Consider the following 10,997-nt stretch of genomic DNA (forward strand, 5'->3'; position numbering starts at 1 on the left):
AGCCCTCGGGTAGAGTTGACGCGATCGCGCCCCCATGGTGTGCGGCGCATCGGCCCCTCCCGCCTGCCGCGCTGCCCCGAAGGATCCACTGTGCCGAAGCCCGTCGTGCTCATCGCCGAAGTTCTCTCTCCCGCCACGATCGAGGCCCTCGGCCCCGACTTCGACGTCCGCGACGTCGACGGTACCGATCGCGAGGCGCTCTTCGCGGCACTCGCCGACGCTGACGCCGTGCTGGTGCGTTCGGCGACGCGCATCGACGAGGAGGCGCTGGCGCACGCGCCGAAGCTCAAGGTCGTGGCCCGTGCGGGCGTCGGTCTCGACAACGTCGACATCAAGGCAGCCACCGCAGCGGGCGTCATGGTCGTGAACGCGCCGACGTCCAACATCGTCTCCGCGGCGGAACTCACGGTCGGCCACATCCTGAGCCTCGCCCGCCGCATCCCCGCCGCACATGCCTCGCTCTCCGGCGGCGCGTGGAAGCGCAGCTCCTTCACCGGCGCCGAGCTGTTCGAGAAGACGGTCGGCATCGTCGGCCTGGGCCGGATCGGTGCCCTCGTCGCCGCGCGCCTCGCGGCCTTCGACATGCGTGTCGTCGCCTACGACCCCTACGTCACGTCCGCCCGCGCGCAGCAGCTCGGCGTGCAGCTCCTCTCCCTCGACGAGCTCGTGGCCGAGTCGGACTTCCTGACGATCCACATGCCGAAGACGCCGGAGACCACCGGCATGATCGGTGCCGCGCAGTTCCAGGCCATGAAGCCGACGGCGTTCGTGGTCAACGTCGCTCGCGGCGGACTGATCGATGAGGAAGCGCTCCACGCGGCGCTCGTCGCAGGCGAGATCGCCGGCGCCGGGCTCGATGTCTTCACGACCGAGCCTCCCGTGGAAGGCGGAACCGCGCGCCCGCTGCTCGACCTGCCCAACGTGGTCGTCACGCCGCACCTCGGCGCGAGCACCGAGGAGGCGCAGGAGAAGGCAGGCGTCTCGGTCGCCCGCTCGGTGCGTCTCGCACTCGGCGGAGACCTGGTGCCGGACGCGGTGAACGTCGCGGGTGGCGTGATCGACCCGTACGTGCGCCCCGGCATCTCCTTGGTCGAGAAGCTCGGCCAGATCTTCGCCTCGCTGGCGACCTCGCCTCTCACGAGTCTCGACGTCGAGGTGCACGGCGAGCTCAACGACTACGACGTGAGCGTTCTCAAGCTCGCCGCGCTCAAGGGCGTGTTCACGAACATCGTGAGTGAGACCGTCTCGTACGTGAACGCCCCGCTCCTCGCCGAACAGCGCGGGATCGCCGTGCGTCTGATCAAGGACGACGTGAGCGACGAGTACCGCAACGTGATCACGCTCACGGGCGCACTGTCCGACGGGACCCAGCTGTCGGTCTCGGGAACCCTGACGGGGCCGAAGCAGACGGAGAAGCTGGTCGGCATCAACGATCACGCGCTCGAACTGCCGATCGAGCAGCACCACGTCGTGATGCTCTACACCGACCGCCCCGGCATCGTCGCGGTGTACGGGCAGAAGTTCGGCGAAGCAGGCATCAACATCGCCGGCATGCAGATCGCGCGTCAGGCGGCGGGCGCGCAGGCGCTCAGCGTGCTGACGCTCGACTCGCCGGTCTCGGAGGAGCTGCTCGAAGACGTGAGCGCAGCGATCGACGCCGACCTCTTTCGGCAGATCGAGATCACCGAAGTCTGATCACTCGACGCGACAGACGGGAGAGGGCGGGAGCGAGATGCTCCCGCCCTCTCCCGTCTCTCTGACCGTCAGGCCGTGGCTCGGAGCACCAGCGCGATCAGGTCCTTGAGCTCGTCACTTCGGGGAACCAGGCGTTCGGGGCCGTGCACGTCGAGGGAGTTGTTGAAGTACAGGCCGTCGCTGACGAGCATCACGAGGTCGAGGCTCGCGTTGTCGCGCACGTGCGGACGGATCGTCTCAGCCCAACGTCGCCGTGTTTCGCGGAGCATGTCGGCCGCAGCGACCGAGCCGCCCTGCGCGAGCCTCGTCGTCGCGATCAGGACACGGTCGAGGGCGTCGTCTTCCATCACCGAGGTGCGCACATAGTAAGCGACGGGCCCTTCCTCGGCCGCCGTCATCCGCTCGAGGTCCGCTGTCGTGAGGCGGTCGAGGCGCTCGACCAGGCCGATCTCCAACTCTTCCTTCGAACCGAAGTGGTACAGCAGACCGCCCTTGGAGACCCCCGCCGCCTTGGCGGTCGCGTCGAGGGTCGCGGCACGCTCGCCGTCTTCGATGAGGATCGCTTCGAAGGCGTCGAGCACCTTCTCGCGAGCGAGGGGAGGTCGGGGCATCGTGGGTCCTCTGCACAGGGGGAGCGGTCGGAATTCTGTTACTATACCAGCCGGACGGTTCACTAACCGTCGATAAAGATCCTGAGAGGTGTTCCATGACCCGTACTGCGTCGATCCCGACGACAGAGACGGATGCTCCCCGTGTCGGAGCCCGTGGCTGGGCGGCGCTCGTCGTCCTCATGCTGCCGGTGCTTCTGGTGTCGGTGGACAACACGGTGCTGAGCTTCGCGCTCCCCGAGATCTCCATCGCGCTCGCGCCCACCGGTGCGGAGCAGCTGTGGATCATCGATGTGTACCCGCTGGTGCTCGCGGGACTCCTCGTGACGATGGGTACCCTGGGTGACCGGTTCGGACGTCGGAAGATGCTGCTGATCGGGGCGACCGGCTTCGCCGCCGTATCCGCACTCGCCGCCTTCGCGCCCACGGCCGGCTTGCTGATCGCCGCCCGTGCGCTCCTGGGTCTCTTCGGCGCCATGCTGATGCCGTCGACGCTCTCCCTCCTCCGCTCGATCTTCCGCAACCGTGATCAGCGCCGCATGGCGATCGCGGTCTGGGCATCGGCGTTCTCCGCCGGGTCGGCGTTGGGTCCGATCGTGGGCGGCATCCTGCTCGAGCATTTCGCCTGGGGATCGGTCTTCCTGATCGCCGTCCCGGTGCTCATCCCCCTGCTCATCGCCGCACCGCTGCTGGTGCCGGAGAGTCGCGATCCGAACCCGGGTCGCATCGATCTGATCAGCATCGCGCTGTCGATGGCGACCATGATCCCGGTGGTCTACGCGATCAAGTCCCTCGCGGTGGACGGCCCGAGCCTCACCGCCGGCGCCTGGGCTCTGCTCGGCTTCGGCATGGGCTACCTGTTCGTCCGTCGTCAGCTGCGGGCCAAGAGCCCGATGCTCGACATGGCGCTGTTCCGGCGCGGTTCCTTCTCCGGGGCGATCCTGGTGAACCTGCTCAGCGTGGTCGCACTGGTGGGCTTCCTGTACTTCGTGTCGCAGCACCTGCAGCTCGTCCTCGGCCTGTCGCCGATGATGGCCGGCATCGCACTAGTCCCCGGCATGCTCGCGATGATCGTGGCGGGGCTCTCCGTCGTGCCGGTCTCGCGCCGCGTGCCGCCGCACATCGTGGTCCCCGCCGGGCTCGCGTTCTCGGTGGCCGGCTACCTCATCGTGGCGTTCACGACGCATGAGCACGGCGTCCTGCCGCTCGTGGTGGCGTTCGTGGTGCTGGGCATCGGCATCGGCGCGGCGGAGACGATCTCCAACGAGCTGATCCTCTCGAGCGCTCCGGCGGCCAAGGCAGGCGCGGCGAGTGCGGTCTCGGAGACGGCGTACGAGCTCGGGGCGGTGCTCGGCACCGCGGTGCTCGGTGGCATCATCACGGCGTTCTATCGCGGCGCTCTCGTGCTTCCGGCAGGTCTGCCCGCCGATGTCGCCCACGCGGCGGAGGAGACCCTCGCCGGCGCCTACACCGCAGCGCAGGAGCTCCCGGCGCAGCTGGGGACGGCCCTGTGGGACGCGGCGGCCGACGCATTCGGTTCCGGTGTGACGGTGACGTCGCTGATCGGTGCCGGGCTCGTCGTGGTCGCCGGGGTGATCGCCGCCGTCACACTGCGCAAAGCCCCCTCGCACTGACCAGTACGCTGGGAGGATCGGCCCGCCCCGCCCTGCGGCAGGTCTGGGCCGGTCCATCCCCGTGCAGTGCGCAAGGAGTGTCATGTCGCGTGTCGTGAAGCTGGCCGTCATCCCCGGTGACGGCATCGGTCCCGAGGTCATCGCCGAGGCGGAGAAGGTGCTCGACGCCGTGACCGCGGCGAGCGACGTCGTGTTCGAGAAGACCCGCTTCTCGCTCGGCGCCGGCCGCTTCCTGGAGACCGGCGACACGCTCACCGATGACGACCTCGCCGCCATCGCCGCCCACGACGCGATCCTGCTGGGCGCCGTCGGCGGAACGCCGGGGGACCCGCGACTGAAAGACGCGAACATCGAGCGGGGACTCCTGCTCCGGTTGCGCTTCTCGCTCGACCACTACGTGAACCTGCGTCCCTCCAAGCTCTTCGTCGGAGCTCCCGGACCGCTGGCCGCGCCGGGGGAGATCGACTTCGTCGTGGTCCGCGAGGGGACCGAGGGGCCGTACGTCGGCAACGGCGGGGCGATCCGCAAGGGCACCCCGCAGGAGGTCGCGAACGAGACCTCCGTGAACACCGCATTCGGTGTCGAGCGGGTCGTGCGCTACGCCTTCGAGCTCGCGGAGCGTCGCCGCAAGAAGCTCACGCTCGTCCACAAGACCAATGTGCTCGTCCACGCCGGAGCCATCTGGCAGCGCATCGTGAACGAGATCGCGGCCGAGCACCCCGAGGTCACGGTGGACTACCTGCACGTCGACGCGGCCACGATCTTCCTGGTGACCGACCCCTCGCGCTTCGACGTCATCGTCACCGACAACCTGTTCGGCGACATCCTGACCGACCTCGCCGGAGCGGTCACGGGCGGCATCGGCCTCGCCGCCTCGGGCAACATCAATCCCGATGGCGCTTTCCCCTCGATGTTCGAGCCCGTGCACGGCTCCGCCCCCGACATCGCCGGTCAGCAGAAGGCCGACCCGACGGCGGCGATCCTCTCGATCGCGCTGCTGCTCGACCACCTCGGCCTCTCCACCGAATCCGGGCGGGTGAGCGCCGCGGTGGAGGCCGACATCGCCGCCCGGAGCGCGGCGCGCACGACCGCGGAGATCGGCTCTGCGATCACCGCACGACTCTGACCGCAGGCGTAGGCTGAACGGGCGCGAGGATGCGCCCACCCACGAGGAATGGATGATGAGATGACGACCATCGATGCCGAGGCGACCGTGGCTCCCCTGGAGTTCGCCGTCACGAAGAACCTGACCGCCGCGTCGCCCGCACGGCTGGCCGAGGTGCTGGAGAACCCGGGCTTCGGCGTGGTCTTCACCGACCACATGGTCGACATCTGCTGGTCGGTCAAGGGCGGCTGGCACCGGCCCCGCGTGCAGCCGTACGGACCGATCCCGCTCGACCCCGCGGCGTCCGTCCTGCACTACGCACAGGAGATCTTCGAGGGCATCAAGGCCTACCGCCACGCCGACGGCTCGATCCACACCTTCCGCCCCGACCGCAATGCCGCGCGCCTCCAGGCCAGCGCCCGCCGCCTCGCGCTGCCCGAGCTTCCGACCGAATACTTCATCCAGTCGCTGCGCGAGCTGATCGCGGTCGACGGTCGCTGGGTACCCAGCGGGGCCGACCAGAGCCTCTACCTGCGTCCGTTCATGTTCGCCAAGGAGGCCTTCCTCGGCGTCCGCGCCGCGCAGAAGGTCGCCTACTACGTCATCGCCAGCCCCGCGGGCGCCTATTTCTCCGGCGGTGTGAAGCCGGTGCGCATCTGGCTCTCGGAGGAGTACGCCCGTGCGGGCAAGGGCGGCACCGGCAAGGCCAAGACCGGCGGCAACTACGCGTCAAGCCTGCTCGCACAGAGCGAGGCGAGTGCTCAGGGCTGCGACCAGGTCGTGTTCCTGAACGAGAAGCGCGACGTCGAAGAGCTCGGTGGCATGAACGTGGTCTTCGTGTTCAAGGACGGCCGCGTCGTCACCCCCGAGTCGGACAGCATCCTCGAGGGCATCACCCGTGACTCGCTGCTGCAGCTCGCGGAGGACCGCGGATACACGGTCGAGAAGCGTCCGATCTCGATCGACGAGTGGCGTGAAGGCGTGGCCTCCGGTGACATCGTCGAGGTGTTCGCGTGCGGCACGGCCGCCGTCGTCACCCCGATCGGCGCGCTCGTGGGCGACGGCTTCGACGAGCCGCAGCCGCTGGGAGAACTCGCTCTCTCGTTGCGCGAGGAGTTGACCGACATCCAGTACGGACGCCGTGAGGACAAGCACGGCTGGCTCCTGCGCCTCGACGCCTGACGCCGGACACCCGACGCCGAGACCCCGTCCTCTCGCCGAGACCCCGTCGTCTCGGCGCATGCAGGACGGGGTCTCGGCGGCGTTGGGGGGTCTCGGTGCAAGGTGCCGCGCTCGCTAGGCTGGACACCATGAAGATCGCCCGGTTCAGCCACGACGAAGCCATCATGTACGGGATCATCGACGAGCGCGAGCTCGTCGTCCTCGCGGGGGATCCGATGTTCACCGGGTACGAGACGACCGGCGCTCGTGTGCCCCTCGCCGACGCCGCGCTGCTCGCTCCGGTGATCCCGCGGTCGAAGGTCGTCTGCGTCGGGAAGAACTATCACGATCACGCCGCCGAGATGGGGGGAGTGGCCCCGGAGGAACCGCTGCTGTTCCTGAAGCCGAACACGTCCGTGATCGGACCGGGTGATGCGATCGTGCGTCCCTCGCTCTCGGAGCGCACCGAGTATGAGGGTGAGCTCGTCGTGGTGATCGGGAAGATCGCGAAGAACGTGAAGGCCGAGAACGCGCTCGACTACGTGCTCGGATACACGATCGGCAATGACGTGACCGCGCGGGACCTGCAGCGCAAGGACGGCCAGTGGTCGCGGGCCAAGGGATTCGACACCTTCTGCCCGCTGGGACCGGTGATCGAGACGGACTTCGATCTGGCCAACGCGACGATCGAGACGCGGGTGAACGGCGAGGTGCGCCAGCACGCCCCACTCACCGACATGATCCACTCGGTGCCGGCGATCATCGAGTTCGCCACCGCCGTCTTCACCCTGCTCCCCGGCGATGTGATCATGACGGGCACGCCGGCCGGGGTCGGCACGTTCGAGGCGGGTGACGTCGTCGAGGTCGAGATCTCCGGACTCGGCATCCTTCGCAACACCGCGCGCGACGCCGTTCCCGTGCCATGACGACCGTCGCCCTGACGGCGGCGCAGCAGACGGCTGTCCAGCGGCGAACCGTCCTGGTGTTGTCGCTCGGACAGGTCCTTGGCGGCATCGCATTCGGTGCGACGGTCTCCCTCGGCGCGCTCCTGGCCGCGGACATCTCGGGCAACGATGCGCTCTCCGGGCTGGCCACGGCTTCCGTGACGCTCGGAGCGGCCGCGTGCGCGATCCCGCTCGCCCGGCTCGCCGCGCACGTCGGACGGCGTCGGGCGCTCACCCTCGGCAACCTCTTCGCGCTCGTCGGTATCGCGGTCGTCATCCTCGCCGCCTCCCTGCGCGTCTTCCCGCTGCTCCTCGTCGGGATCCTGCTGATCGGGGCGGGCAACGCGGGGAACCTGCAGTCGCGGTTCGCCGCCACCGATCTCGCCGCACCGCAGCATCGTGGTCGTGACCTGTCGATCGTCGTCTGGTCGACGACCATCGGCGGTGTCGCCGGCCCGCTGTTGCTCGGACCGGGCGAGATCGTCGGGCAGGCGGTCGGGATGCCTCCGCAGACGGGCTCCTATCTGTTCTCGTTCGTGGCGCAGTGCGCGGCGCTCGTGCTCTACATCGTCGCGCTGCGGCCCGATCCTCTGCTGGCCGCTCAGCGTCTCGCGAAGGCGTCCGCCGCCGTCGCCGGAACCGTGGTCGCGGACCGGCCTCGGGTCGCGCGCTATGCGATCTTCGCGATCGCGGGGTCTCACGTGGTCATGGCATCGGTCATGGCGATGACCCCCGTTCACTTGTCTCACATGGCGCATGGCGCCGGCGGGATGGCGCCGAGCCCGGCGGATGTCTCCGCGCTGGTCGGTATCACGATCGCGCTCCATGTCGGCGGCATGTACGCGTTGTCGCCCGTCTTCGGGGTGCTCGCCGACAGGTGGGGCCGGCTCCAGGTCGTCCTCCTCGGTCAGGCGCTCCTCGCGGGGGCGCTGGGTTTCGCGGTCTTCACGGGCACCGAGGCCTGGGGCGTGATGGTCGCCCTCATCCTGCTCGGTCTGGGGTGGAGTGCCGCGACGGTGGCCGGTGCCGCGCTCCTCACCGAGGCGTCCGCGCCTGAGCTCCGCACACGCAGGCAGGGTCGCAGCGACTCGTTGATGAGCCTGTCCGCTGCGGCGGGTTCGGTGCTCGCGGGAGTGGTGCTGGCGAACTTCCAGTACGCGGGGCTCGGGGTCGCCGCCTTCGTGCTGGTCATCGCGATCGTGGCGCTGGCTCCGCTGGCGCGTTCCGGAGCACGGTGAAGGACTGGTCCGGCGTCGGCGACGCGTATTCGGCTTCCTACGCTGCGCTCTGCGCGGGAACCTTCTCCGCGATGCGGGAGGTGCTGGGCGAAGGGAACGGTCGCACTCTGGTCGACGTCGGTGCGGGGGACGGCACGCTCGCAGCGAGGTGGGCGGCCGACGGATGGACGGTGACGGCATGTGAGCCGGAACCCACCATGCGCGCGGCGTCCCGCCGGTTGCACCCCCGGATCGAGACGATCGACGGCGCCCTGCCCTCGCTGCCGTTCACGGAGGGAGAGTTCGACGTGGCCGTCGCGAACTTCGTGCTCAATCACGTCGATTCTCCGCGCTCAGCCGCCGCGGAATTGCGACGTGTCACCAGAAGTGCCGTCGTCGCGACGGTCTGGACGCTCTCGCCTTCCTGGCTCTGGGCCGAGATCACCGAGCGTGCCGGGATCGCTCCGTTCGTCGGCGCACGCCTCTCGGATGCGGAGGACTTCAAGCGGACGGCTGACGGATTCGGGCGGATGCTGCAGGAGGCGGGACTCCCGCACCTTGCGGTCACCGAGATCGACTGGATCTGGAACGCGGACCCGGATTCGCTCTGGCTCTCGGTCGACGGGGGAGTGGCCGGTGCGGGTGCTCTCTACGCCGGTCTCGACCAGGCCGAGCGGCAGCGCTTCCGAACCGCGTTCGACACCGTCGTGGAGGAGCGGAGCGTGCGCGGATCGCTGCCGCTGGAACATCGTGCGGCGATCGCGGTGAGCGCCGGTCGCTGAGCGCCGCGACCCGCCGACGGCGCCCAGCCCTGTCCCCGTAGAATCGAAGGGCTATGGCTACCCCTCACCCCCTCACCACGACTGTCAGTGGTGCCGACGTCCGCGTCCGCTTCTGCCCCTCACCGACCGGTCTGCCGCATGTCGGCATGGTCCGCACGGCTCTCTACAACTGGGCCTATGCCCGTCACAACGGCGGGAAGATGGTGTTCCGCATCGAGGACACCGATGCCGCGCGTGACAGCGAGGAGAGCTTCCGCCAGCTGGTCGACGCGCTGACCTGGCTCAAGATCGACTGGGATGAGGGCGTCGAGGTCGGCGGTCCGCATGCGCCCTACCGGCAGTCGGAGCGTCACGACATCTATCGTGAGGTGATCGACAAGCTCATCGCCACGGGAGCCCTCTACGAGAGCTACTCCACGGCGGAGGAGATCGATGCGCGCAACGAGGCCGCCGGTCGCGCCAAGCAGCTCGGCTACGACAACTTCGACCGCGACCTCACCGATGAGCAGAAGGAGGCGTTCCGCGCCGAGGGCCGTCAGCCCGCTCTGCGCCTGCGTGTTCCGGATGAGGACCTCACGTACGTCGACCTGATCCGCGGCGAGGTCACCTTCCCCGCCGGTTCGTTCCCCGACTTCGTGGTCGTGCGTCCGAACGGCGTGCCGCTGTACACGTTCGTGAACCCGGTCGACGATGCGCTGATGGGCATCACCCACGTTCTGCGTGGCGAAGACCTCATGCCCTCGACCGCGCGCCAGCTCTCGCTGTACGCGGCACTGATCGATGCGGGTGTGACGACCTTCGTGCCGCGCTTCGCGCACATGCCCCTGGTGCTGGGGGAGACCGGCAACAAGAAGCTCTCCAAGCGCGACCCGCAGGCGGACCTGTTCCTGCACCGGGAGCGCGGGTTCATCCCCGAGGGGCTGCTCAACTATCTGGCTCTGCTCGGCTGGTCGATCGGTCCCGACCGCGACGTCTTCTCGCTCGATGAGTTCACCGCCGCGTTCGACATCACCGACGTGAACCCCAACCCGGCGCGCTTCGATCAGAAGAAGGCCGAGTCGATCAACGGCGATCACATCCGGATGCTGGGGGAGAAGGACTTCGCCGAGCGGACCGTGCCGTACCTCGCCGCCGCGGGTCTGTTCGATGAGCCCACGCATGAGCAACTGGTGATGGCGTTCCGCGTCGCGCCCCTCGTGCAGGAGCGTGTGCAGTTGCTGGGTGAGGTGCCGGGGATGGTCGGCTTCCTCTTCACGGATGAGGTCTCGTATGCCGAGGACGCGCTCAAGGGCCTTCCGGCGAATGCGGCCGAGGTGCTCGACGCCTGCGTCACCGCGCTCGAACCGGTGACGGATTTCACGCCGGAGAAGATCCAGGAGGCCCTCGCCGCCGAACTCGTCGAGAAGCTCGAGCTCAAGCCGCGCATCGCCTACGGCCCGCCGCGGGTGGCCATCACCGGCCGCCGGGTCTCGCCACCGCTGTTCGAGTCGATGGAGCTGCTGGGCAAGGAGGAGTCCCTGCGTCGCCTGCGGTCGCTCTCCACGTTCCTCGCGGGCTGAACCGCGACGCGCCCGGGCGGCGGCACAGGGCACCGGTTTTGGTGTTCCGCCGCCGCTCGGGTAGGCTTGATTCTCGGTGCGAGGCCCTGGTTTCGCCCTTGGGGTATGGTGTAATTGGCAACACGACGGTTTCTGGTTCCGTTATTCTTGGTTCGAGTCCAGGTACCCCAGCAAGATCAAAACCCCCGCTCAGACGGGGGTTTCTTCGTGTTCGGGCGGTTGTGCTCAGCTGGCCGGTCGTCGCGCGGCATACTCCCGCGTCGCGTCCGAGGAAGACCGACGTCGCGACTAA

The 10,997-nt window shown here is 68.7% G+C and carries 9 protein-coding genes and 1 tRNA gene; 9 read left to right on the forward strand and 1 reads right to left on the reverse strand.

The genetic code is table 11. The features are described 5' to 3' along the window. The first annotated feature begins 90 nt into the window (after positions 1 to 90). On the forward strand, positions 91 to 1,695 hold the full coding sequence (serA, locus tag LRQ07_RS07805) for a phosphoglycerate dehydrogenase (RefSeq protein ID WP_131490899.1): 1,605 nt from the start codon (positions 91 to 93) through the stop codon (positions 1,693 to 1,695). A 68-nt stretch (positions 1,696 to 1,763) separates the two neighbouring features. Here the strand turns inward: serA and LRQ07_RS07810 are convergent, their stop codons facing one another. Next, entirely contained in the window at positions 1,764 to 2,306 is a 543-nt protein-coding gene (locus tag LRQ07_RS07810) for a TetR/AcrR family transcriptional regulator (protein WP_047523923.1), read from the reverse strand. A gap of 95 nt (positions 2,307 to 2,401) precedes the next feature. On the opposite strand from LRQ07_RS07810, the gene LRQ07_RS07815 reads away from it, so the two are divergent. From LRQ07_RS07815 to LRQ07_RS07850, 8 genes are all read left to right on the forward strand, one after another. Next, a complete protein-coding gene (locus tag LRQ07_RS07815) occupies positions 2,402 to 3,937 on the forward strand; it encodes an MFS transporter (RefSeq protein ID WP_131490901.1) in 1,536 nt (511 codons plus the stop codon). Between the two features lie 82 nt (positions 3,938 to 4,019). After that, the gene (locus tag LRQ07_RS07820) at positions 4,020 to 5,063 is read left to right on the forward strand and encodes a 3-isopropylmalate dehydrogenase (RefSeq protein ID WP_256536325.1); all 1,044 of its coding nucleotides are present in this window, start codon (positions 4,020 to 4,022) and stop codon (positions 5,061 to 5,063) included. Positions 5,064 to 5,123: 60 nt separating this feature from the next. Beyond that, complete coding sequence (locus LRQ07_RS07825; protein ID WP_134353616.1) at positions 5,124 to 6,224, forward strand: branched-chain amino acid aminotransferase; 1,101 nt, start codon at positions 5,124 to 5,126, stop codon at positions 6,222 to 6,224. A gap of 128 nt (positions 6,225 to 6,352) precedes the next feature. Further along, complete coding sequence (locus LRQ07_RS07830) at positions 6,353 to 7,129, forward strand: fumarylacetoacetate hydrolase family protein (RefSeq protein ID WP_256536326.1); 777 nt, start codon at positions 6,353 to 6,355, stop codon at positions 7,127 to 7,129. Beyond that, positions 7,126 to 8,385 (forward strand): MFS transporter, encoded by a 1,260-nt coding sequence (locus LRQ07_RS07835; RefSeq protein ID WP_256536327.1) that lies wholly within the window; start codon positions 7,126 to 7,128, stop codon positions 8,383 to 8,385. The genes LRQ07_RS07830 and LRQ07_RS07835 overlap by 4 nt, the downstream gene beginning before the upstream one ends. Further along, positions 8,382 to 9,146, forward strand: coding sequence for a class I SAM-dependent methyltransferase (locus LRQ07_RS07840; RefSeq protein ID WP_256536328.1), 765 nt, complete (start codon positions 8,382 to 8,384; stop codon positions 9,144 to 9,146). Before LRQ07_RS07835 ends, LRQ07_RS07840 begins: the two co-directional genes overlap by 4 nt. A gap of 53 nt (positions 9,147 to 9,199) precedes the next feature. Then, the gene (gene gltX, locus LRQ07_RS07845) at positions 9,200 to 10,705 is read left to right on the forward strand and encodes a glutamate--tRNA ligase (protein ID WP_248540326.1); all 1,506 of its coding nucleotides are present in this window, start codon (positions 9,200 to 9,202) and stop codon (positions 10,703 to 10,705) included. Positions 10,706 to 10,804: 99 nt separating this feature from the next. Then, positions 10,805 to 10,876: transfer RNA gene (locus LRQ07_RS07850), tRNA-Gln, on the forward strand. Positions 10,877 to 10,997: the final 121 nt, after the last annotated feature.

It is taken from the genome of Microbacterium sp. J1-1 (assembly GCF_024498615.1).
In the GTDB taxonomy this organism is placed as follows: domain Bacteria; phylum Actinomycetota; class Actinomycetes; order Actinomycetales; family Microbacteriaceae; genus Microbacterium; species Microbacterium aurugineum.

What these genes read in the sequence shown, in the direction of transcription:
- LRQ07_RS07810 (WP_047523923.1), bottom strand. Translation starts at nt 2,306, where the DNA reads ATGCCCCGACCTCCCCTCGCTCGCGAGAAGGTGCTCGACGCCTTCGAA.
- LRQ07_RS07815 (WP_131490901.1), top strand. Translation starts at nt 2,402, where the DNA reads ATGACCCGTACTGCGTCGATCCCGACGACAGAGACGGATGCTCCCCGT.
- LRQ07_RS07820 (WP_256536325.1), top strand. Translation starts at nt 4,020, where the DNA reads ATGTCGCGTGTCGTGAAGCTGGCCGTCATCCCCGGTGACGGCATCGGT.
- LRQ07_RS07825 (WP_134353616.1), top strand. Translation starts at nt 5,124, where the DNA reads ATGACGACCATCGATGCCGAGGCGACCGTGGCTCCCCTGGAGTTCGCC.
- LRQ07_RS07830 (WP_256536326.1), top strand. Translation starts at nt 6,353, where the DNA reads ATGAAGATCGCCCGGTTCAGCCACGACGAAGCCATCATGTACGGGATC.
- LRQ07_RS07835 (WP_256536327.1), top strand. Translation starts at nt 7,126, where the DNA reads ATGACGACCGTCGCCCTGACGGCGGCGCAGCAGACGGCTGTCCAGCGG.
- gltX (WP_248540326.1), top strand. Translation starts at nt 9,200, where the DNA reads ATGGCTACCCCTCACCCCCTCACCACGACTGTCAGTGGTGCCGACGTC.